This window comes from Halobellus clavatus, assembly GCF_900107195.1.
Lineage (GTDB): Archaea > Halobacteriota > Halobacteria > Halobacteriales > Haloferacaceae > Haloquadratum > Haloquadratum clavatum.
This window is the reverse complement of sequence record NZ_FNPB01000009.1, coordinates 100,899-124,234: the sequence shown is the minus strand read 5'-3', so window position 1 is coordinate 124,234 and position 23,336 is coordinate 100,899. Positions and strand designations below refer to the sequence as shown.

General features: G+C 59.1%; 19 protein-coding genes and 3 pseudogenes. 15 read left to right on the top strand and 7 right to left on the bottom strand.

What is annotated here, in order from left to right; all coding sequences use genetic code 11:
- Positions 1-393: 393 nt before the first annotated feature.
- Complete coding sequence (locus tag BLU74_RS13300; RefSeq protein ID WP_089768106.1) at positions 394-1,173, bottom strand: IclR family transcriptional regulator; 780 nt, start codon at positions 1,171-1,173, stop codon at positions 394-396.
- A gap of 390 nt (positions 1,174-1,563) precedes the next feature.
- Complete coding sequence (locus tag BLU74_RS19380) at positions 1,564-1,854, bottom strand: histidinol dehydrogenase (RefSeq protein WP_245705802.1); 291 nt, start codon at positions 1,852-1,854, stop codon at positions 1,564-1,566.
- Between the two features lie 44 nt (positions 1,855-1,898).
- Between BLU74_RS19380 and BLU74_RS19375 the strand changes: the two are divergent.
- From BLU74_RS19375 to BLU74_RS13270, 6 genes and pseudogenes are all read left to right on the top strand, one after another.
- Positions 1,899-2,606: pseudogene (locus BLU74_RS19375) on the top strand (site-specific integrase); the annotation flags it as partial.
- A 201-nt stretch (positions 2,607-2,807) separates the two neighbouring features.
- Positions 2,808-3,908, top strand: a complete 1,101-nt coding sequence (locus BLU74_RS13290; RefSeq protein WP_139175773.1) for a DUF8073 domain-containing protein — start codon at positions 2,808-2,810, stop codon at positions 3,906-3,908.
- 151 nt (positions 3,909-4,059) lie between these two features.
- A complete protein-coding gene (locus tag BLU74_RS13285; protein WP_089768096.1) occupies positions 4,060-4,518 on the top strand; it encodes a universal stress protein in 459 nt (152 codons plus the stop codon).
- Positions 4,519-4,649: 131 nt separating this feature from the next.
- A complete protein-coding gene (locus tag BLU74_RS13280; protein WP_089768094.1) occupies positions 4,650-5,015 on the top strand; it encodes a VOC family protein in 366 nt (121 codons plus the stop codon).
- 167 nt (positions 5,016-5,182) lie between these two features.
- Positions 5,183-5,881: pseudogene (locus tag BLU74_RS13275) on the top strand (HpcH/HpaI aldolase family protein); the annotation flags it as partial.
- Positions 5,882-5,951: 70 nt separating this feature from the next.
- A complete protein-coding gene (locus BLU74_RS13270) occupies positions 5,952-6,893 on the top strand; it encodes a VOC family protein (RefSeq protein ID WP_089768191.1) in 942 nt (313 codons plus the stop codon).
- A 110-nt stretch (positions 6,894-7,003) separates the two neighbouring features.
- Here BLU74_RS13270 and BLU74_RS13265 read toward each other — a convergent pair whose 3' ends face one another.
- The 4 genes from BLU74_RS13265 to BLU74_RS13250 all read right to left on the bottom strand — a co-directional run bounded on the left by BLU74_RS13265 (position 7,004) and on the right by BLU74_RS13250 (position 12,216).
- On the bottom strand, positions 7,004-8,053 hold the full coding sequence (locus BLU74_RS13265) for an aminotransferase class I/II-fold pyridoxal phosphate-dependent enzyme (protein WP_217635380.1): 1,050 nt from the start codon (positions 8,051-8,053) through the stop codon (positions 7,004-7,006).
- A 292-nt stretch (positions 8,054-8,345) separates the two neighbouring features.
- Positions 8,346-9,281, bottom strand: coding sequence for an NAD-dependent epimerase/dehydratase family protein (locus BLU74_RS13260; RefSeq protein WP_089768087.1), 936 nt, complete (start codon positions 9,279-9,281; stop codon positions 8,346-8,348).
- Positions 9,282-9,686: 405 nt separating this feature from the next.
- Positions 9,687-11,039: an aminomethyltransferase family protein gene (locus BLU74_RS13255; RefSeq protein WP_089768085.1), complete on the bottom strand. Its 1,353-nt coding sequence runs from the start codon at positions 11,037-11,039 to the stop codon at positions 9,687-9,689.
- A 406-nt stretch (positions 11,040-11,445) separates the two neighbouring features.
- Positions 11,446-12,216: an IclR family transcriptional regulator gene (locus BLU74_RS13250; protein WP_175454654.1), complete on the bottom strand. Its 771-nt coding sequence runs from the start codon at positions 12,214-12,216 to the stop codon at positions 11,446-11,448.
- A gap of 168 nt (positions 12,217-12,384) precedes the next feature.
- Here BLU74_RS13250 and BLU74_RS13245 point away from each other — a divergent pair, with 168 nt between their 5' ends.
- The 6 genes from BLU74_RS13245 to BLU74_RS13220 all read left to right on the top strand — a co-directional run bounded on the left by BLU74_RS13245 (position 12,385) and on the right by BLU74_RS13220 (position 19,066).
- Positions 12,385-13,572 carry an ABC transporter substrate-binding protein gene (locus BLU74_RS13245; protein WP_139175771.1) on the top strand — a complete coding sequence of 396 codons (1,188 nt, stop codon included), beginning with the start codon at positions 12,385-12,387 and terminating at the stop codon, positions 13,570-13,572.
- Between the two features lie 143 nt (positions 13,573-13,715).
- The gene (locus BLU74_RS13240; RefSeq protein WP_175454653.1) at positions 13,716-14,699 is read left to right on the top strand and encodes an ABC transporter ATP-binding protein; all 984 of its coding nucleotides are present in this window, start codon (positions 13,716-13,718) and stop codon (positions 14,697-14,699) included.
- Between the two features lies 1 nt (position 14,700).
- On the top strand, positions 14,701-15,606 hold the full coding sequence (locus BLU74_RS13235; RefSeq protein WP_089768075.1) for an ABC transporter permease: 906 nt from the start codon (positions 14,701-14,703) through the stop codon (positions 15,604-15,606).
- Positions 15,597-16,472, top strand: a complete 876-nt coding sequence (locus BLU74_RS13230; RefSeq protein ID WP_089768073.1) for an ABC transporter permease — start codon at positions 15,597-15,599, stop codon at positions 16,470-16,472. The genes BLU74_RS13235 and BLU74_RS13230 overlap by 10 nt, the downstream gene beginning before the upstream one ends.
- A gap of 169 nt (positions 16,473-16,641) precedes the next feature.
- Positions 16,642-18,090: an aldehyde dehydrogenase gene (gene aldA / locus BLU74_RS13225; protein ID WP_089768070.1), complete on the top strand. Its 1,449-nt coding sequence runs from the start codon at positions 16,642-16,644 to the stop codon at positions 18,088-18,090.
- A 76-nt stretch (positions 18,091-18,166) separates the two neighbouring features.
- Positions 18,167-19,066, top strand: coding sequence for an NAD(P)-dependent oxidoreductase (locus BLU74_RS13220; RefSeq protein WP_089768068.1), 900 nt, complete (start codon positions 18,167-18,169; stop codon positions 19,064-19,066).
- A 2-nt stretch (positions 19,067-19,068) separates the two neighbouring features.
- Here the strand turns inward: BLU74_RS13220 and BLU74_RS13215 are convergent, their stop codons facing one another.
- Entirely contained in the window at positions 19,069-19,863 is a 795-nt protein-coding gene (locus tag BLU74_RS13215) for an MBL fold metallo-hydrolase (RefSeq protein WP_089768065.1), read from the bottom strand.
- A 179-nt stretch (positions 19,864-20,042) separates the two neighbouring features.
- Between BLU74_RS13215 and BLU74_RS19610 the strand changes: the two are divergent.
- From BLU74_RS19610 to BLU74_RS13200, 3 genes and pseudogenes are all read left to right on the top strand, one after another.
- A pseudogene (locus BLU74_RS19610) lies at positions 20,043-20,915 on the top strand (ester cyclase); the annotation flags it as partial.
- A 172-nt stretch (positions 20,916-21,087) separates the two neighbouring features.
- A complete protein-coding gene (locus BLU74_RS13205) occupies positions 21,088-22,107 on the top strand; it encodes an ester cyclase (protein WP_089768060.1) in 1,020 nt (339 codons plus the stop codon).
- An 85-nt stretch (positions 22,108-22,192) separates the two neighbouring features.
- On the top strand, positions 22,193-23,203 hold the full coding sequence (locus BLU74_RS13200) for an ester cyclase (RefSeq protein WP_089768057.1): 1,011 nt from the start codon (positions 22,193-22,195) through the stop codon (positions 23,201-23,203).
- Positions 23,204-23,336 lie beyond the last annotated feature (133 nt).

The following is a 23,336-nucleotide window of genomic DNA, read 5'->3' as shown; positions in this document are numbered from 1 at the left end:
GTCGTTTACCTCTCACAAACAGTCGGCTGAGCCGATTTTGACGACAGATCCACCGGTTCGTGGCCCTGATCTCAGGCGTGCGGTCTCATCGCCCCTCGAAACTGACCGTCGAGAAACGGAAACAGGGTGGGTTCGATGCAACCCTCTCAGCATCCCCCCGGCCACTGAAACACCCCTTCTGGCCGATTCAGTGATAATATAACGAGTAATCACCCCGTTCAACGCAGTGATCGGCGGAACTTCTCTCCAGAGCCGTTGATATATACAAACGCTATCCCTCCGCAGCACCTGAAATCGGTCGATGGACCGAGAATAGCACCCAGTGACGTGAGAAAATAACATATGTATATATGTTATTTGTACTCCTCCCTGACCGAGCGGCGTCGCGAGCGGTTACTCCCACGGAGAGGACACCGAGCCGCGGAGTTCGATCTCGTTGATGACGCCTCGGATGAGATCAGGGAGCGTCTCCTCGAAGTACTCGTCGGGCATCCGGTTCTTTGGCCCCCCGATAGTGATCGATCCGATCGTCTCACCGTCCAACGTGACGGGCGCTCCCACGGCCCGATAGCCTTCGATCGCCTCCTCGTCGTTGAACGCGACTCCCTTCTCGCGCACCCGTTCGATCTCGGCTAGGAGCGCTTCTTCGTCAGTGATCGTTTGCTCCGTGTACGAGGGCATCCCGTGCGCATCGATAATTTCCATAATCCGACTATCACTGTACCCTGACAAGATAGCCTTTCCACCGGCGTGGGCGTTCATGTACTCTCTGTTCCCGATCCGACCGCTGAACTTCGTATTCAGATTCCGGTCTCCTTCGATGATATCCAGCGTCACCAGTTTCCCGTTGTCCTCGCTCGTACACCATCCGATCTCACCGGTTTCGTCCACCAGATCACGCAGCGATGGTCGCGAGATCTCGATCATCGGATGGTTGTCGCGGGCGTACATTCCGTGATCCAGATATTTCAGCCCGATGTGGTACGTTTGCTCGCGTTTGGTGACGTACCCCTCTTCCCGGAGCGTCATCAGGTACTGATACGCCGTGCTCCGACCGATGTCCAGGCGATCCGCGATAGCACTGGCGCCGGCTCCATCCAGCTCTTGGAGTGCTTCGGTGATACGGTGAGCCGTCTCCAAGGACTGTATTTTGCGCGGGGATTCGTCCGCCATAGTCTCTTGTTCGTCTGCTGATTGTAAAGTTCACTCGGTGGGGGGGGGTATCATCGGCGGTTGCCGGCTGGCGTTATCTTACTTTTGCATATACATCCAGAGAATGTCTATTTCGGTTATACTTACTTGGCGGTCACTGTCGCCTATGCAGGCGTCGATCCCGCTGTAAGATCCGGAAGGACGTTGATTCGATATGCTGGGCCTGCGGCTCATCGTCGGTTGATCGGGGCCTCCCTGCGCATCGACCGCAACGTCGTGGACCCAGCCGTCGATTCGAACGAGGCGTACGGTTCGCGGGCCCCGGCGGGTGTAAGAGAGTGGTGCGTAGCCTTTCAGCAGCCCTCTGATTTCGAGGCAGTCACGGTATGGTCAGCACGCTGGCACCGTGAATTAGGAGTCAGGCAGCTCGTACGTCGCCGAGTCGTACTCGCGCAGTTCGTTCTCCGGTGCACGCATAAACGAAGACTTCGCGTGGCCTTCGAGCCGTTCGAGGACGGACTGTTTCGTGGCCCACGGTTCCAGTTTCGCGGCCCCCTCCTCGGAGACTTCCTGGTAGGTCTGGTGTTTCAGAAACATGTGCACACTCAGCCCCGCGGTGTATCGAGCAGCGCGCTGTGTGGGGAGCACGTGATTGGTCCCGATCAGCTTGTCCGAGAAGACGTTCCCGCTGTAGGGACCCAAGAAGACGGTCCCGTAGTTCGACAGCTGCTCGAGTTGCGCCCGCGGTTCCGGAGGATACTGACCCCCTCGACAAGCAGCGAGGACGCTACGCAGCGCTGAAGGCGGCTCATGACCGGGCTCTGGTGTTCGTCCTCGCGTACACCGCCGTCCGCGTCGGCGAACCCCTCCGGGACCCGAATGATCCGCGCCGACGCGGTGTTCGCTGGAAGGACCTCTCCCTCGACGACGGGAGTATGGACGTCTACCGGAAGAAACAGCAGTGGGACGCCGCCAGTCTTCCCGACCCGGTGATCTCGCCGCTCCGGAGCTATCGCCAGCTGATGGACCCACCGACGGAGCGCTAGCCGGTGTTTCCGACGTTCGACCAACGGACGCTTGCGGGACTCGTTCGGGATGAGCTCGAAGACCGGAGAGAACGCCCGCAAGAAATCGCCGAGCAACGTGAGGGGTACGCTCGCGACCTCTTGCTGGCGCTTGATGAAGATATTCGGCCGCCGTCAATCACGACAGATGGAGCACGGTCGATTCTCCAACGGCTCTCCGACGAGGCTGAAATCGACATTACCCATCCGAAACACGACTATCTCGCACCCCACGGTGGTCGCCGAGGAATGGGTGAGGCTCTCGTCCGAGCATTTGGCTATACCGTGGCTGCTCGATATCTGGACAATTCTGAAGAAATGATACGAGAACGGTATTCACATATCGAAGCTGGAGAGCTCGGTGATTTAGCCACTGAAGCGATCGAATAAATCGATATTGGAATATAACAGATACTGTATCATCGCTTTCTTTTTAACTTAATATTATATAACAATATTTACAATCTCAGATCCAAACAGTCGAACCTACTGTCAGTTCCAGAGAACGGCAACTACAACGCAGCACCCATCTCCAGAAACTCTACGTAGTTTTATATATTTCAATAACAGATCCAGTTTCGTGAGCGCCGAATGAGTTTACACTCCTCGTTTGAAACACTGTCGAACGTGCTCAAGGAATTTGACGAGGATGGTCGGTCTACACGCCGAGTAGAGGTCACGGCCGAGCAGCACGCATCAGTGTCTGCGACCGTGGAAGTAAGCGCGTCTTTCAGCGATCTCCTGAACGAGGACTCTCCGCTGTCGTGCTCTCCTTCGACGGCATCGATAGATGACGCTGGACCGTTCGTCACGTTCCGTTTTGAGGACCTTTCGTCGACATTGCTACCGGAGGTTACCGAAAGCCCTGGCGACGGAGAGCCGAATCTATCGATCTCTCCGAACAAGCTTGAGACGCGAGATGGGGAGATCCTAATCGAACTCAATCTTATAATTGATCTCGAAGAGGACGAGTATCCGAATAATGTCGATTCGAACGAATTCCGCGGTATTTCTTCCCGGCTGTCGAAAGACGCAGCAGATACTGACAGAGATATAGCTGGGAGTGAGGGAATCGAGTCGGCCCTCAAGTCGGCACGCACCGACTCTGTTCCCCCCTTCGAGGACACGGAGTACCTCCGTCGGCTGTATGAGATTTCGGAGACTTTCGATGAAATGAGTGATCTGATCGAACTCGACGTCTCTGCCGAAACTGTTCGCCGGTATATGATTGATGCAGGTATCCATTCACCCGAGTCGTATGCGACGATCGACCAGAGTCAGCCAGCTAGATCAACCGACAATTCAGTGGCGACAAATGCCCGGCCTGTAAATGGTTCCGCAACCCGTTCGACACAGGACTCCGAAGACTCCCCATCGGTTCGAGTAGACAGCCCACAGCCCGAACTCGACAGCTTAGAGGCTGAGTCTGCGGAGCCACTCCCGAAGGAAGATTTGCTCACGGATGGCGTTGGCTTGCCGGACGACGTCACGCTTCGTGAACTCGCTGAGATCGTGGTGCAGGCCAGAACAGTCCACGAGGTTCATAGTCACCTGGGTATCGATCACGAACGAACGCGCGAACTACTCCGGCAGCTAAACGTACTTGATCTCGTGGTCAACCGCCTTTCAATCGAAACTGAGCAACGCGTGACTTTCGAGACCGTCGCTGAACGGATCCGCGAGAGTACCTGATCCCACGACACATTGGGGTGGCTGTCAGGGATACACTCGGTGAAACGAGCTACGAGTGCGCCGGGCGTCGGTCGCGACGACGATTGACCCACGAACAGGCACCTGTCCGAAAAAGCAAAGTACTATACTCTACCCGCGTGTGAGTCAGCGTATGCCTGAGTCAGTCGATAGCGTACTGCTCGCGTTCGGTCCGAAGGATCGTGAACACGTACAGCGATTGTTGGACGTGGCTCTGCAGTTAGTGGAGCCGACTGGAGCCACGTTGTACATACAGCACGTCTTCCCGCAGGAGGAGTACGACAACCTCATCGACCAGTTGGACGTCAGCCCGGACGCAGAGTCGTTCGGGGTGAGTCAACTCGCAGCACGTCACGAGGCGATCCGAACCCCCGCGGAGCAACTGGACGAGCGGGAAATCGACTACGAGATTCGCGGTGCGGTCGGTACACCGGACACGAAGATCGTGCGGACGGCCCGGAACCTGGAGGTCGACCGCGTCTTCATCGGCGGGCGGGGGAGGTCGCCGACCGGCAAGGCGATGTTCGGCGACTACGCCCAACAGGTGCTACTGAACGCTCCCTGTCCGGTCACGTATGTACGTCGGGAGTGACCCCATACGGGGAACGGACGGAAGACGAATGGACTGGTAGCTCCTCCCATAGAGCTCGTGTTTCCGGGTGGATATCAACAACAAATGACTACAAGCAATTATTTATATACTATGGCCGAGCACCTCCATCCGTGATTGGAACGATCGACCACATCGAGATCGAAGCGAGCGACGCCGACGAGATGGCCGAGTTCTTCGAGAAACTCGGATACGAGCAGCACCGTCAGACCGAGCATCACGGCGAGTCCTACGAGTACGTGCCCGCAGACGGCGAGGGACCACTCTTCGAGATCCACACTGTCGAGGGCGAAGAGGTGCCGGGCATCAACCACATCGCTTTCGCCGTCGAGGATATTGACGGCGTGACCGAAGACCTCGAAGATGCCGAGATCGACTCGATCGTCGGTCCCTACGACGTGGACAAGACCGGCCGCACGATCACGAATTTCCGTGACCCCGACGGCCGTCGGTTCCAGATCGTTACCGACCAAGACTGAGATCCGACGACCGGAGTCGCTGGATTCGTCGCACCGACTGAATCAGTATACCTCACACCGACCCTACCGATCCGATACATAATATGAACCAGAGCAACAGCTTACGCGAGGCCCTCTAGAACGACGAAGTCGTCTACGGCGCACGTGCCTCGACCTTCTCGCCGACCGTCATCGAAGTGTATGGCACGCTCGGCGTCGACTTCGCTTGGCTCGACTTCGAGCATATGGGGCCCAGCCCGTACGACAGCCGCGTCTTCGAGGATCTCACGCGCGCCGCAGAAGCCGGCGGGACCGAACTCATCGTTCGGCTCCCTTCCGGCGATCCGCCGCTCATCCGAAAGGTGCTGGACGCTGGCGTCCGAAACCTGCTGATCCCGCGTGTCGACTCCGCCGAGGAGGTGCGGACCGCGGTTGAGGCCACCCGCTTCGTCTACGACGGTGCGCCGGGCGAGCGCGGCAAGGCAAGCGGCCGGTCCAGCAACTGGGGCGCCGCGAGCGACTACGTCGCGACCGAAGACCAGTCGGTCTGTCTCGGCGTGATGATCGAGAGGACGACCGCCGTCGACGATCTCGAGGCGATCCTCGACGTCCCGGAACTGGGATTCGTCTTCATCGGTCTCTCGGACCTCTCGGTCCAGATGGGCCACCCGGAGGACAAGAATCATCCGGAAGTGGTCGCCCAGATTGACTCGATCCGGGAGGCCTGCCTTGAGGCCGACGTGCCCGTCGGCGGGATCAGGACTGACCCCGAGCGCATCGCCGAAGCCGAGGCGCAAGGCTACCAGATCCTGCGTATCGGGGGCGATCTCGGATCGATCAAGCGGACTCTCGGCCCCCGACTGAGCGCGGTCCGCGGTGACGACTGAGACCGCTGCGGTCTCACTCCGGACCGCTCGACAGGAAATTTATTACGTGTGGTCCTGTCACCGACGAATGATGCAGCTTGAAGTCGCACGACTAGGCCACGTAGCGCTTGAGACATCGGATCTCGAATCGTCGATCGAATTTTTCCACGGGACGGTTGGACTGGAAATCGTCGACAGAGACGACGACAGCGTCTACCTCAGAGCCGTCGACGAGTACGACCACCACTCGCTCAGCCTGACCGAGGCCGAGCGCTCGCGGATCGATCATATCGGTTGGCAGACCGAAGCCCCCAAACACGTGGCGGCGTTCGCAGACCGGTTCGCCGACCGGGGGATAGACGTGACCTGGATCGACGATGGCGTCGAACCCGGTCAAGGCGAGGCGATCCGGTTCGAGGTTCCGAACGGCCACCAGTTCGAGCTCTACGGCGAGATGGAGAAACCCGATCCGCCGGTCGAGCGCCGCTCGAAGCTCAAGAACCGCGTGTACGACCCCTCGGACAACAATCCGATCGCACCCCACCGGATCGATCACCTCCAGATTTGGGACCCTGACGGGTTCGAGTGTGCGGAGTGGATCCGCGAAGAGCTCGGGTTCCAGGTCCAGGAGTATTACGACGAGGCCGACGGCACGCGGTGGGGAACGTTCCTCAGCGCCTGCGGGGTGAAGATTGACCTCGCGGTCGTCCAATCCAGCAGTGCGGACGACGAACCTGCCGTCCACCACGTCGCGTACGGCGTCGACACCCCGAACGACCTCTTTGCGGCACACAACGTGATGAACGAGAACGACGTTCCGGTCGACGGGATCGGCCAGCACGGCATCTCCCGCGGGGAGTTTATGTACGCTCGTGATCCGACGAGCAGCCACCGAATCGAGTTCAATACGGGGAGCTACCTCACGCTGGATCCGCACTGGGAGCCCGTCGCCTGGGAGGAAAACGACATCAGCGACGGCGACGATCACCAGTGGATCGGCGGTATCGACAACCTCGAGCGAGTCTATTACTAATCCCGGGAGTAGATTGGTTTTCGAAGCCAACTCAACGACGAAGTCACCTGGGTCACCCCCGTCCGCTCCGTCCTCTGCTCGGGTTGTCTGCGTGACTTCTTGTTGGACGGTTAGATGATGTCGAGTTCTCGACCGACTCTCTCGTAGACTCGTAAGGCTTCGTTGAGGTCCGCCTCGGTGAGCCCGACGTTTATTTGATTCCTGATCCGTGCCTCTCCGCGTGGCACCATCGGATAGACGATTGAGAGAGCAAACACCCCCCTCTCAAACAGCCGCTCGGCAAGCTCTTTGGCCGTCTTACTGTCACCGATCATCACTGGCACAATGGGTGTTTCGCTCGCTCCAGTATCGTATCCTAGGTCCTCCAATTCGGACTGGAAGTACTCCCGTTTGCTCCACAGGTCCCGGACGCGTTCCGGTTCGTCGTCGATAATCTCGAGAGCGCGCTTGTTTGCGGCTGCGACGGCAGGGGGATACCCAGCGCTCAGCAACCACGTCCTCGATGTGTTATACGCGAAATCTACGACGTGTTGATCGCCAGCGAGCATTCCACCGAACCCGCCACAGGCTTTCGAGAAACTACCCATCTGAAAGTCAATCTCCTCTTCGAGACCGAACTCGGCCGTGATGCCGTGGCCGTCACCCAGAACCCCTTCACCGTGACAGTCGTCGACGTATGTCATCGCTTGGTACTCCTCGGCGAGGCGGTGGATCTCGTCGAGTTTTGCCACGTCGCCATCCATTGAGAACACCCCATCGGTCACCACGATGATCCGATTGTACTCGGTGCTTGCCGACCGTAGCACTCGCTCCAGATCCGACATATCTGAATGTTCGTACACGCGGGTATCAGCAGGCGACAGTCGGATTCCGTCGATGATGCTCCCGTGATTGTATTCGTCGGAGACGTACACGTCACCGTCGTCCAGCAACTGTGGGAGTAGGCCGGCGTTCACCGCGAATCCGGTCTGATAGGACAGTCCTCCCTCGGTTCCTTTGAATTCGGCGATGGCGTCGTGGAGCTCGTCCTGGAGTTCCGTGTACCCCGCGATAGACCAGTCAGATCCCGCACCGACACCGAATCTCTCGATTGCGTCCCCCGCCGCTTCCCGGAGACGGACATCGTTCGCCAGGTCCAGGTAGTTGTTCGAGGCGAGCATAATCACCTCTTGTCCCTCGACGATCGGCCTCGCTTGGGATGCCGTCTCCAGTTGCTTGAGCGGCCACGTTTCGTCTCGCTCGTTCATCTTCTCGTACTTCTCGCGCAGGTATGCAGTCGTTTCTTTCGTCATAAATTGTGTTTTCTGATTGTTTCGGCCGTTTCGTTGATGAACTGTCCTTCGGCCCTTGGTTTCGATAGAATACTCTGGATGGGGTATCGAGAGCGACCTCTCCTCGCCGGCTTATCACGGTGATCCGGTGGATCAGTCCGTGATTGAGCTACAACAGCGTTCATTTGACCTTCCGCTGGAGATTGCGAACCATCTCGTCTACGAGTCTGTCGAGGTCGTACTCAGGAGACCAGCCCCAGTCGGATCGGGCGGCCGAATCGTCGAGCGTGCTCGGCCACGAATCCGCGATCGACTGCCGTCCATCGGGTTCGTACCGGGCGTTGAATCTCCCGATTCGCTCTTCGATCCGCTCGCTCAACTCGCTTGCGGTGAAACTCAATCCGGAGATGTTGTACTCACACTGGAACCGCAGGTCCGATTTGTCTGCCTCTGAGAGGGTGATGATCGCGTCGATTGCATCGGCCATATAGACCATCGGGAGTCGCGTGTCCTTCCGGACGAAGTAGGTGTACTCACCCGTATCGATCGCCTCATAGAAGGCGTCGACGGCGTAGTCAGTCGTCCCGCCGTCTGGTCTGGTTTTGTGACTCACGATCCCTGGGAGTCTGATTCCGCGAACGTCCAAATCATATGTTTGGTAGTAGTATGTAGCAAGATTCTCCGCCAGAACCTTGCTTATTCCGTACATCGTCGTGGGCGATCTGATTGCGCGCTCGGACGGATTGTTCCGAGTCGCAGGCCCGTACACCGCGATCGAACTCGGGACCACGATGCGGTTGAGTCCGTACTCCCGCCCGACTTCGAGGACGTTGTACAATCCCTGGATATTCACCTCGAATGCTTTATCGGGGTTCTGTTCGCCAGCAGCAGACAACAGGGCTGCTAGGTGGAATACGGTATCGACGTCATATTTTTCCACGACTGCCTCAACCTGCGAGCGGTCCGTCACGTCGACTGTCTCGTACGGTTGCGACACATCCGGACCGGATTCGATATCGCTGGCTACTATCCTTACGTCGTCGTATCGATCTCGGAGCGCCGGCGTGAGTTCGGAGCCGATCTGACCGAGTGCTCCAGTGACTAGTATGGTATCCATTGCTGGCCATCTAAGTGCACTACTGGAAATGGGGTATAAATATACTAACCTGCAATAATTGTATAGGTTATTAATATTACTAATAGACATATTTGGGTCGCTAGCTGTCTCTTGACCAGTACTGAAGCGTTACTTACCAAGTCGAACTCCATTCAGAACGATCTGGAACGTTACTGCAGAGAGTTGGTATCAACAAAGAACTTGGTAGCGGTATTTTCGTATGGCCGTAATCACGGTTGGCGAAGTCCACCAGAGCGGGGATCACCAGTAAATCAATGACTCCTGATTCCCCAACCGAGTCCACTGCTGATCGTGCGGACCCATAATTTAGGCTACACCGATCAAAAATACCGGACTTCACCTACGAAAGCGACGAACCAGACGATAGTCGTCACCGAACTCACTCTATCGTGCGTCGTCGAGGTACGGACTTGGTGCGACTGTCGCGGATATCTCCGTCTGCGAATGTGTCTCCACCGTTGGATTCGGTGATTGACCACCCTCTTCACCCCAGACGAAACTGACCTCTGTCCCGGGTTCGCTGTATTCTCGATCGATCGAGCAGATGGAAATCATCTCCCGATCACTGTAGGAGTACGCGAAGCTCTTCGAGATGCCGACGATCTCGCCGTCTTTGAGCACTTTGTCGTGGTGGCCGCCCCACCGATCGCGCGGAAGATCGATGAACTTGTTCGGGAGTGCGTCGTCATCGAACAGCGATGCGAAGATTCTGATCGCGTCCTCGTCGTCCCAGACGAGCGTCACGCGTGTCCGATCGGGGTCTGCTGCCTCGGTTTCGAGGGCCTCCCGTCCGACGAAGTCGTGGTCGAACTCGACCATATGGTCGTAGCCGATATCGATCGGACTCACGTAGTAATCACGAATGTCATCCGAGTGGTAGCTTCCAGCGATCGAATACGTGCCTTCGTAGCTACTCGCGCTCAGCCACTCGCGGTACTCTGCCATCTCTTCGCCGGTGTATATCGCGGGGACGTGCGTCGTGACCCAGCCGAGCTTCACACTCAGCGGTTCGTACGCACGGGTCCCGAGCCGTTGGATGTCGTATTCCTCTCCCGCTTCGAGGATTACGTCTTTGATCAGGTCGGCGTGTTCGTAGGGGCCCTGTAGTTCGAAGCCAATCTCGCCGGCCATTCCGTGACGGAGTGCGCGAACCTCTTCGCCCGCGATGGAAATCCGCTTGAAATTGAAGAACGGGATGTCAGTGAGAGACTCGTCGACGATCTCCTGCATCACGTCGAGCGCGTTCGGTCCCTGGACCTGGTAGGTGTAGTAGTGCGGGTCGTCGTCGGTCTTCGAGGACTTCGGATAGATCGTTTCGCTGACGTCGTACTCACCCGTCTCAGCGTGGTAGGCGAGCCAGTGGGCGGCGGGGATTTTTCCGCTCATCACGAATTTCTGTTCCTCGAGTCGCTGCAGTACTCCGTCTCCGATGAATTTGCCGTCGGGATTACACAAAATGGCTTGCTTGGCTTTCCCGACGTCGAATCCCTCGAAGCTGTTCGTACAGAGCTTCTTGAGAAGGTCGAACGAATCGGGACCCTCGATCACTTGGTCCATCTGGTGGTGTGAGAGATCCGCCAACACACACGTTTCGCGGGCGGCGCGAAGCTCGTCCATCCAGTTCGTGTACTCGCGTTTTACTTCCTGCGGCCAGACCCACCGACCGCCGGCCTGTTGGAGCATTCCCACTGGATCCTGAGCTGCATCTAGAGCTGTCTGTAGGCTTCGGTCAGCCATACAGAGGTGAATACGTTTTTGTTATTTAAAACTACCGTACCACCGGGATAGAATGGGTGCCCGAACGGTGGACCATCGATTGTGCCTCCAAACGTCGTTGGTAGATTCTCCCGCCGAAACCATCTGTACACGTCGTACGCTACGGGATCTGGTATCGATCAGTCGTGCGGAGCTCTGACTCGGGCTCGACCGTCGGCGCAGAATTGTTCAGGAAATTCGTAATGATCGTTTTTCTGACTTGTGTTTAATACTATTGAACAATTCTGCCGCCGGGAACTCTGCACGATGTCCAAGACATAACAAATGTACATATGTTATAATTTGCATTCTGCCGGTGGAGTGCACTTGAGACACTGCCGTCAAGAATATTTATAATATATGTACACTTGTTATTCTGACCCTCGGCCTACAGCCCGCTCTCGGAATATGTCAGTTTCAGTTCGATCTCGTTGGCTGCACCCTTCACGATGTCCGGTACCTCAGATGTGAACCGCTCGCCGACGAAGCGGTTTGCGGGTCCGGCGAGACTAATCGAGCAGACGACCTCTCCGTCGAGCAGGATTGGTGCAGCGACCGAGCGCATCCCCTCGACAGACTCCTCCTTGGAGTACGCGTGACCCCGCTCGCGTATCTGTTTTAGCTCCTCTCGCAGCTCGTCGGGGTCCGTGATCGTCTGTGGCGTCTTCCGCTCTAGCGATCGCTGTGAGATGATCTCTTCGATTCGCTCCTGTGAGAGATGGGCGAATATCGCCTTCCCGCTGGCTGTACAGTGGAGTCCCGACCGATCACCCATTGTGAGGTCTGTTCGGATCGCCCGATTTCCTTCCGTCCCATAGACGTACACGGCCTCTCCGAGTTCCTCTACGAAGCAGGCCGCCAGTTCACCCGTCGTGTCCGCCAGTTCCTCGACTTTCGATTTGACGTTCGGGAACACGGGTTCGTTCCAGAGCGCGTACATTCCATATTGCAGGAACTGCAGACCGATCTGGTACGTCGCACCGTTCTGTACGACGAACTTGTTCTTCGCCAGGGTATTCAAATAGACCTGTACAGTACTTTTCGGCATATCTAGCTCCTGTGATAGTTCTGTGACCGTTTTTCCACCGTTGGTTTTGAGGTGTTCAACCATCTTGAACACTTTGTCGACCGATTTGAGGGTGTTGTCGTGTTGAGCCATACCACGGAATTCGGTGCGACGCATTAACAATCTTGTTGTTCTCGCGGAGCCAACGTCTTAGTTCAATATTGTTGAACAAAATGTTCGGTCCCACTTGTGCGTCTCTGTTCGGGGATAGTATCATATATATTTGAAAATGTTTTAGTAGTACTATGTATATCCCTACCTATGGGTGTCAATGACAGCCCGCTGTCTCGGAGAAAAGTGGTCAAAGCACTTGCCGCAGGGACTGGAGTCGCAGGACTTGCCGGCTGTTCCGGTGGCGGCGGCGGTGGCTCGTCCGACGGCGACAGTGGTAGCGGCGACAGCGGTTCCGGTGACGGAAGTACCACCAGCTCCAGCGGCGGCAGCTCCGGTGGCGACAAGGCAGTCGTCCGCGTCGGCGGTGGCGGCGGCAGCTGGGGAGAGGACCGCCAGGCGGCGTTCTTCGAGCCGTTCGCAAACGGTGAGCCGCCGTACGAAGAGGAATACAATTACAAGTACATCACCGCTTCGTCCGAACAGTACACGGCGGAGCTGAAACGCGATCCGGAGAATCCGAACTACGAACTCGTCGAACTGGACGGGCAGCGCGCCGAACTTCTCGGACAGAACGACGCCCTGATCAAACAGACGGAGTTCGATAACTACGACGACATCCCGCCTGCGTTCAAGAACGAGTATATGGGCGGGACTGTCTACTTCCCGCGTGGGATCGCCTACCGGGAGGACAAGACCGACAAAGAATTCAATACGTGGGATTCGCTCATCGACCCCGATCTCGAGGGGAAAGTCGGATTCGAGCCCTGGGACAACGCGGGCTCGAAGTACTTCTACGTCATCAACAAGATCAAGGGCGGTTCGCTCGACAACATCGAACCAGGGTTGGAATGGCTCCGTGAGTTCGTCGAGACGACCGATCCCATCATTTTCGACTCGATCGACCAGGCTCGGTCTCTCTATCTGAACGACGAGATGTACGTCGCGCCATTCCTTTCGGCGCGAGCCGAGAACATTGAGATCGACGAGGGCCTCCCGATGGGCTTCTCGGTCCCTGAGGGTGGATGCGTCCAGGACTACTGGGGCTACCCGATCACGAAGCACACCAGCGAGGACCGCCTCGAGCAGGCCAAAATAGCTGGAAACGGTAATCTGGCTCCCGAACCGCAGGCCAAGTTCGCCGAGATTATGGGCTACCCGCCGGCTAACCCGGCCGCGACCGAGATGATCTCTGAAGAAGTCAAAGAGAAACATCCGATGATCAGCCCCACCGAGGAACAGAGACAGCGGTACGACGTCGGTATCGACTGGCTCCAAGTGGAACAGCAGAAGCAGGAAGACGGCCAGCGCTTCAAGAAAATCATCGCTGGCGCGTAATACCGACACCCGTCAGCGCGTCTGTGCGTGGTGTATTTTCTCCGCAAAGAATAAATAATATCCAGCCAATCTCAAGCTATAATCCAGAAATGGCATTCGTAAACATTCAGAACCTCCGAAAATCGTACGGGGACGTCGTCGCAGTGAACGATGTTTCATTAGACATCGAGGAAGGCGAGTTCGTCTCGATTCTCGGGCCGTCGGGATCCGGGAAGACGACGATGCTGAAGTCGATCGCCGGATTCGTCGACCCCACCGCGGGGAGCATCGTCGTCGCCGGGAACGAAATGATCGGGCTCCCGCCCGAGGACCGAAATATGGGGCTCGTGTTCCAGCGCCTGGCTCTGTTTCCGCATATGTCTGTGTTCGACAACGTGGCGTTCGGGCTCCGACATCGGGAGAACCTCACGGAGGCAGAGATGGAAGAGCGCGTCGCCGAGATCCTCGAGATCGTCTCACTGCCAGGCTACGAAGATCGTAATATCCAGAACTTGAGCGGCGGGGAACAACAGCGCGTCGCGCTGGCCCGCGTCCTCGTCCTGGAGCCCGACTTGCTCCTCTACGACGAACCGCTCTCGGACCTCGACCGCCAGCTCCGCGAGCAGATGCGCCGTGAGATCAAAGACCTGCACGACCGGCTCGAGATCACGTCAATCTACGTGACACACAACCAGCGCGAGGCACTGACGCTGTCTGACCGCGTGCTCGTGCTTCACGAGGGTGAGAAGGTCCGGTACGCGCCTCCGTCGGAGATCTACCAGGACCCACAGTCGAAGTTCGTCGCGAACTTCGTCGGCGACTCGAACTTCGTCTCTGTCACGAAGGGTCAGAACGGTACCGTGACGTTCGAAGACGACGACATCTCGCTGCCGATGCACGAGGCGGACGCTGACGCACCCACGGATCTCCTCTACATTCGGCCCGAAGACATCACTATCAACCCCTCCGATGGGGACCGAGTCTTCTCCGGGACCGTCCGCAGCACAGTCCACCTTGGCTCGGTAACCGAGTACAAGATCGAAGTCGGTGGCAACGAGTTCCTCACCACTGACCTGGGCGCACCGAAGTACACCAAAGGTGACAGCGTGACCGTCCAGTTCGAGGACTACGGGCTCGTGGAGGCGTAGTATGTTGGGCGCAATCACCGATTACACGGGCAACTTATTCGATCGGCCAAACCGGGTCTCGGACTGGCTGGACGAGTACCTTCCGGCCGTGCCACCGGCGGCGTACCTGCTGATTTTCCTGATCCTCCCGATCCTCTATGCGGTGTACATCAGCTTCTTCGAGTACAGCGCGACGACGATCATCTCGTGGAACTTCACCCTCGAACACTACGAACAGCTCCTGTTCGACCCCTTCTACCAAGGACTGCTCTGGTACACGGTCAGGCTGTCGCTCATCGTATCCGCGTTCTGTGTGATACTGGGGTATCCACTCGGGTACTTTATCGCAACGACCACCCCGCTGCGTCGTCAGTTGGCGCTGTTCGCGGTCTTCCTCCCGCTTATGGTCGGGACGGTGGTCCGCATCTACGGGTGGATCGTTCTGTTCGCTACCAACGGCGTGATCAACACCGTCCTCCAAGATCTGCTGGGTTTCAAACTCGCACTCTTGGGGAACACGCTGTCGGTCACGATCGGTCTAATCGGGGTATACCTCCCGCTCGTCGTCCTCCCCGTCTACTCCTCGATCGAAGACATTCCGGACTCGCTCGTCCCGGCCGCGCGAAACCTCGGCGCGAACCAGCTCCAGGCGTTCTACAAGGTGACCTTCCGCCTGAGCCTGCCCGGTCTACTCACCGGGACCATCTTCGTGTTCGTCCTCACGATGAACTCCATCGTGACCCCTGACTTGCTCGGCGGCCGTTCTGACCTGACTATGGGGCGGTTGATATACGACAGCGCCGTGAACGGTCTCAACTGGCCCTTCGCGAGCGCCGTCGGGACGGTCCTGACGATCACGACTACAGCGCTTGTGTACATCTACTTTTCATTCGTCCGCGACCGAATGGGGGTTTCAGAATGGGACTGATGGCCATTATGAGCGTGCTTTCGGCCGTACTGACCGGCCGAAACTCGCGGTCGCTCTCGACTCCGGCGGTCGTAGCCGGCCGAGCGCTCTACTACGGGCTGCTCGGACTCGCGGTATCGACACTGGTCCTTCCGATCATAATCGTGATCGGCATCTCGCTCAACCCGACCCAGTCGCAGGCATTCCCCCCGTCGGGGATCTCCCTGCGCTGGTATCAGGAGTTCCTCGTGAGCCCGTTCTTCGAGCCGTTCTTTTTCGTGAGCCTACCGATTGCGATCGCCACCGCCACGATCTCGACGATCCTCGGGATCCTCGCCGCGTACGTCGTCGTCCGCCGTGACGTCCCGTTCGAGAACGAGGTCGTGATGTACTTCATCTCCCCGCTCATCATTCCACCGGCGATCATCGCGCTCGCGCTGATGATAACGCTCAATTTCAACTTACTGGATTTCGTTCCGACGTCCGCAAAGCTCGTCGTGGGCCACGTGGTCATCACGATCCCGTACACGTTCCTTACAGCGATGACGGCGATCGAGTCGGTCGATACCGAACTCGTCGAGGGGGCGCGAAACCTCGGCGCGACCAAGTTCCAGGCGTTCCGGAAGATAACGCTTCCGTTGATGAAAAGCGGAGTCGTCTCGGGCTTCTTGCTGGCCTTCATCCTCTCGTTCACGGACTCGCTGGTCGCGCTGTTCCTCTCGAGTGGGAGCTCGACCACGCTGCCGGTCGAGATATTCCTCTTCCTGCAGTACGAGTCCTCACCGCTGGTAGCGGCCACCGCCTCGATTCAGATCTTACTGGTGCTGGTCCTCGTGCTGCTGATCGGCCGCTTGATTGGATTCAAGGCCGCCGCCGTGAGTTCCTGAGGCGCGATTCGTTTCGCTCAGTTTTCCCAGTTTCGCACCGGGGTTCAGCCCTGGATGTCTCGCCCTCCAGCCGCTAGTGGCAAAAATACGGGTCACAATTCTCCCCTCTGACCCGACTGCTCCGGCCCAGAGGCTAATTATTTATTCCTGTGGCTCAACCGCTCAATAGATGACTGCAGAGTTCAGCGATACGCCTCTCTATATCGACGGCGAGTGGCACGCACCGACGAGCGACGACAGCATTCCCGTCTCCGATCCGACAACGGGAGCGGTAGTGGATTCGGTCCCGTCCGGAACGGAGGAAGACGTCCGGCGCGCGACGGAGGCCGCCCGCAGCGCGCAACCCGACTGGGAACGGCGCCCGGCGAAGGAGCGGGGGGACCTGCTCCGTGAGGTCGCAGACGTCATCGAGAGCCACGCCGAAACGCTGGCCGAGACCCTCGTTACCGAACAGGGCAAGACGTCCTCGGTGGCCGAATACGAGATCCGTGCCGCCGCCGACATCGCCCGGTATATGTCGGAGTGGGACCGTCGGATCGAGGGCGACGTGGTCCCGGGGAGCGAACCGCGCCAGTCGATCAATCTGGTGCGGAAACCGTACGGAGTGGTCGCGGGGATCATCCCGTGGAACTTCCCGATATCCGTCTTCGTCCGGAAGTTCGCGCCGGCCCTCGTCACCGGCAACACGACGGTCCTGAAACCGAGCGAGCTGACGCCGCTGACAACGCTCGAACTAGTCGACATCCTCGACCGCGAGGTCGACCTCCCGCCGGGCGTCTTGAACGTCGTAACCGGCGGCGGCGCGGTCGGGGCCGGTCTCGTGAGCGACGACGAGGTGGACTACGTGACGATGACCGGTAACGTCGAGACCGGGAAGGCGATAATGCGCAACGCCGCCGACGACCTCACCCGGGTTTCGCTCGAACTCGGCGGGAAGGCGCCCGCGATCGTCGCCGACGACGCCGACGTCGAGAGCGCGGTCGAGAACATCGTCGCCTCGCGGACGATCAACGCGGGACAGGCCTGTACGTGCGTCGAGCGGGTGTACGTCCACGCCGACGTCCGCGAGGAGTTCGAAGCGCAGTTCGTCGCGGCGATGGAGGCGCTCGAAATCGGCGATCCGAGAGACGACCCCGATATGGGGCCGCAGGTGAGCGCGGGAGAACTCGAGAAGACACAGGCGGCGATCCGAGGCGCGGTCGAGCAGGGGGCAACAGTCCTGACGGGCGGGGAGTCGGTCGCGGAGCCGCCCACCTCTGACGGGCACTGGGTGGAACCGACCGTTCTCGGCGACGTCGACCAGGAGATGGACGTCGTCAGCGAGGAGGTCTTCGGACCAGTCGCGCCCATCGTCGAGGTCGATTCCGTGGATCAGGCCGTCGCGTACGCCAACGACTCGCGGTACGGGCTCTCCTCCTACGTCTTCACCGAGAGCTACCGGGACGCGATGCAGGTCGCGGAGGACCTCGACTTCGGCGAGACGTTCATCAACGGGAGCGGCGGCGCACAACAGGGCCACCACATCGGCTGGAACGAGTCCGGGCTGGGCGGCGAAGACGGGAAACACGGCGCGCTGAAGTACACCCAGATCAAGTCGGTCTACCACAATTTCCAGTAGTCTGACCCTGTCACGACTTCGACGCCACGGCCCGACTAGTCGGTACATATAATAACGGGTAGTCTGATTTTTCCGTATGGTTGAGACCACCTCCGGAGTCGTTGGACTCGGCAAGATGGGCGGCAATATGGCGAAGCACCTCCTCGACGAGGGCTTCGAGGTGTACGGACACGACCTCCAGCCGGAGGCTCGCGAAGCGTTCGCGGACTACGGCGGGATCGTCGCCGACAGCGGCCGCGACGTCGCCCGCCAGAGTGACGTCACGATCACGAGTCTGCCGAACTCGGACATCGTGAAAGACGTCTACACCGGAGAGGGAGGACTGGCGCACGAGTCCGTCGAGACTACGTTCCTGGAGATGAGCACGATCGCACCGCCGACGACCGAGGTCGTCGCCGACGCGATCGAGGAGACGCCCGCGGAGATTCTCGACGCGCCGATCACGGGCGGGCCGGAAAACTCGCGCGACGGGACCCTCACCGGCCTCGTCGGTGGCAAGGAGGCCGTCTTCGAATCCGAGCACGCACAGGACGTGCTGCAGGCCCTCTGTGCGGAACTCCACTACGCCGGTGCTTCGGGGGCCGGACACGCGATGAAACTGCTGAACAACACGATGTCGATGGGGAACCTGCTGCTTGCGATGGAGACCGTCGCGCTCGGCGCCCGGTACGGCATCGACAGCGAGCGCCTCTGGGACATCCTCGGGAACGCGAGCGCGACTTCGGTCGCCTTCGAGAGCCGGATGCCGCGCGTGCTCGAACGGGACTTCGAGGCGGGGTTCAGCGTCGACTTCGCGCGGAAGGACGTCGGTCTCGCGGTCGATATGGCGGACTCGGAGGACTTCCCGATGGTGATGGGAAGCCTGGTCCACCGCCTGTACACGCGAGCCAGCGACGAGGGGTTCGGCGAGGAAGACGTGGGTGCGGTCGTGAAGATGTTCGAGCAGGAACTGGAAGACCGGGTCGGCGAAGAGTAACGCTACTCGTCGAGACGGCTGTACAGTTCGTCCGCGTCGATGGTCTTTCGATCGTTCGCGTGGATCGATCGACCCTCGCCGCTGAAGTTCGACTCGAAGTTGACGTAGCGTTCGAGTTTCTTCGAGGCGTCTTCGAACACCGGGGTTCCGTGATTGAGGAGCGCGACGTCGAACTCGTAGTCCAGCAGTTTGTCGAGGTTCTTCTCGGCTTCGACGGCCGCTTCCGGCGGTTGGTTCGTGTGCGTCGCCTGTGGCGGATGGAGGAGGTAGCCCGCCGGGAGACCGCGCCGATCCGAACCAGAGACGGTGTCAGCGCAGTGGGCGATCCCCGCCTCCTCGTCGATGAGCACGGAGTTCCCCGGCGAGTGCCCGGGGACGTGGACGGTCTCGAACCGGCCGATCTGCTCTCTATCGCCGAAGAGGTGATCCGGTTCAGTCTCGATGTCGATGCCGTAGTCGTCGATCTCGGCGACGTTGTCCTCCTCGGGCACCCACGTTTCCAGATCGTACCGTTCGACTACCTCGTCGAACGCCCCGACGTGGTCGAGGTGTCGGTGCGTGATGATGAGCCGTTCGGGTTCGACGCCGATCTGTTCGATCGCCTCGAAGAGGTATTCGGCGCGGTTCTGAAAACAGGTGTCGACCAGCGTGGGGACATCGCCTGGGAGGTCGAAAAAGTACGAGCGGTGGCGTTCGCCCTGGGTGATGTCGGGGCCTTCCTCGGCGGTCTGCCAGGTGATGTCGTAGACGGTATCGGCGATATCGAGCGTTCTAACCACTGGAGCACTCTCGGGCATACGAGGAGAGATTCCACCGAGATACAAATAGCTATCGTCACTTGACCGGCCGTTCCACCGGGTTGCGCACCGACGGTCCGTCCGACTCCCGTCGTGTTCCACCTCGGTCTCAGAATTGTTTTTGTTGCGGTGGGATGCAGCGGTAAACGGTAGTCAACGATGAGCTCCGATTACAGCCAGTGCAAGGACCGAGTCCACGAGTTCTCTGGGACGATCCGGGAACCGGGGCCGACCAGATCGGAGACGTATTGGAGGAATATTACCATCCGGACGCGGAGTGGCACGGTCCCGCGCCGATCGGACGGCTCACCGGCCGCGACGAGATCAGTCGCGGCTATTGGGGGCCGCTCCTCGAATCGTTCCCGGACCTCGAACAGAACGATTACATCCTCTTCGGCGGAGAGTTTCGGGACAGTACGTGGGTGTGTGCCGCCGGCAACTTCGTCGGGACGTTCGAGAACGACTGGCTCGACGTCCCCGCGACCGGGCACGCGACGTGGCTCAGGCACGGCACGTTCCATCGGTTCGAGGACGGCAAGATCGCCGAGACGCGTCTGTTCGTCGACGTGCTGGACGTACTGCGGCAGGCCGGCTATCAGTTCGTGCCCGCGCTCGCTCCAGAGGTCGTCATCCCCGGGGCGACGACGCAGGACGGCGTCCTCCTCGACGGTGCGGACGCCGCCGAAACCGAGCAGACGCTGGAACTGGTCGAGGGAATGATCTTCGAGGGGCTGGAATCCTACGAGGAAGAGGGCCTCGAGAATATGGGGATGGACGAGTACTGGCACGAGGATTTTATGTGGTACGGCCCCGCCGGCATCGGCTCGACCCGCGGGATCGACGGGTTCCAGGCGTATCATCAGGAGCCGTTCCTCGAAGCCTTCCCCGACAGAGAAGCCGACAGCGACGACATCCGAATGGCCGAGGGAACCTACTGTGCGTGGACCGGGTGGCCGAGTCTTGAGGCGACACACCTCGGCGACGGTTGGTTGGGACTGCCCGCAACTGACGAATCGGTCGAAATGCGCGTGATGGATTTCTGGCGTCGTGAGAGCGACCTGCTGGCGGAGAACTGGGTGTTCATCGATATGATTCACCTTCTGGATCAACTCGGCGTCGACGTCCTCGAGCGCGTTCGGAATGAGAAACAGTACTTCCGAGCGCCGGCGTCACCGATAGTATTTTGTCCGACTCGGAACGAAGCTTATCTAATCGGTGATAGCAATGCCTACAACCAGAGTGAAAAACAAGCAGACAGCACACGAGTTCGCCCATACCGTTCACGAAACGACTCACGAAAACGTCGACAACCTGATCGCGGAGTACGTCCACGAGGACGTCCAGTGGCACGGTCCGGCACCGGTCGACACGCTCGCGGGCAGGAGCGAATTGGTGTCCGAGTTCTGGGAGCCCCTCCTGAAGGCGTTCCCGGATCTCGAAAAGAACGACTACATCCTGTTCGCTGGCGAGTTCGAGGGCGACGAATGGGTCTGTGCGACCGGCAATCTCGTCGGGACGTTCGAGAACGACTGGCTCGACATCCCCGCGACGGGCCACGCCACGTGGATCCGCTACGGCGATTTCCACCGGTTTGAGGACGGGAAAATCGCCGAGACTCGAACTATCGTCGACGTGCTGGACGTGCTTCGACAGGCCGGCTATCAGTTCGTTCCGTCTCTCGCCCCCGAAGTAGTCATACCGGGACCGACGACCCAAGACGGGATTCTTCTCGACGAACAGGACGAGGAAGATACCCAGCAGACGATGGAACTGGTAGAGGGAATGCTGTTCGACGGGCTGAATTCCTACGAGGAAGAGGGCCTCGAGAATATGGGGATGGAACGGTACTGGCACGAGGACTTTATGTGGTACGGCCCCGCGGGAATCGGCAGTACCCGCGGGATCGACGGGTTCCAAGAGTTCCATCAAAACCCGTTTCTGCGGGCATTCCCCGACCGAGAGGTTGGGCATCACGACTCGCGTATCGCCGAGGGGAACTTCTGTGCCTCGACCGGATGGCCCGCCGTCGTGGGGACCCACCTCGGCGACGGCTGGCTGGGATTGCCAGCGACTGGGAATTCGACAGATATGCGCGTCATCGACGTGTGGCGGCGAGAGGGTGATCTCCTCGCAGAAAACTGGGTGTTCATCGATATGATCGACCTACTCAACCAGCTCGGTGTCGACGTGTTTGAACGCCTCCGCGAGAATCCGCGGTCTGTTCGGCGGTCCCCCGCGCCATAACTCGGCGAAAGCACGCGCTCGGACGCACCACCCCGTGCGGTAGTTATTTTTGCGTGTGAGCGATTGTCTTAGTCGAGACTGAAATATGGCAGCTGAACGGAAGCACGTAGTCCACGAGTTCTCACAGTCCATCCACGACGTGACGGCAGAGAGTGTCGATGACCTCCTCGAGAAGTTCTACCACGATGACGCGGAGTGGTACGGCCCTGAGCCACTCAACGAGTTGAACGGTGTCGAATCGATAGCCCAGGGATGCTGGGACCCACTCTTGACTGCGTTTCCCGACCTCGAAAAGAACGACTACATCCTCCTCGAGGGTGAGTTCGAAGGCGAGCAGTGGGTCAGTGCGGCAGGGACGCTCGTCGGGACGTTCGAGAACGACTGGCTCGACATCCCTGCAACCGGGCGTACGACTTGGATCCAGTACGGTGCACTCTATCGCGTAGTGGACGGGAAAATCGCAGAGACGCGGATGCTGTTTGACGTGCTTGATGTGATGCGACAGGCGGGTTACCGATTCATCCCGGCACTTGCGCCCGAAGTCGTCCGACCAGGCCCAGCAACACAGGACGGACTCCTATTTGACGAGCAGGACGAGTCAGATTCCGAACAGACCCTCCAGCTTGTTGAGGATATGATCTTCGAGGGGCTCGGTTCGTACGATGGGGAGAATCTGGATGTTATGGATATGGACGCGTACTGGCGTGAGGACTTTATGTGGTACGGCCCGGCAGGAATCGGTACCACCCGTGGCGTCGACGGGTTTCAGGAGTTCCACCAAGGGCCGTGGCTCGAAGCCTTCCCCGACCGCGGAACCGGGGGGAACACTATCCGTGTTGCCGAAGGCGACTACTGTGCGTGGACGGCGTGGCCGAGCGGTGAAGCCACGCATCGCGGGGACGGCTTATTCGGCCTCCCGAGCACCGGTGAGACAGTAACCTTCCGCGTCATCGATTTCTGGCGGCGGGAGGGCGACCGACTGGCGGAGAACTGGGTGTTCATCGATATGATCGGTCTCCTCGAGCAGTTCGGTGTCGATGTCTTCGAACGGCTCCGGAACAACCCGGAATCGATTCGGTGGACAGGAACCCCGTGACGGGTCCGAACCGGGACCTGTCGTGGGGTCCCGAAGCGAACGCCTAGCTACCACTACAACTCGGCTCGAATCGCCTTCATTCCGGGTAAGCCGCCGTGCACGAGACGCCACGAGTACGACCCGTCTTCTCCCT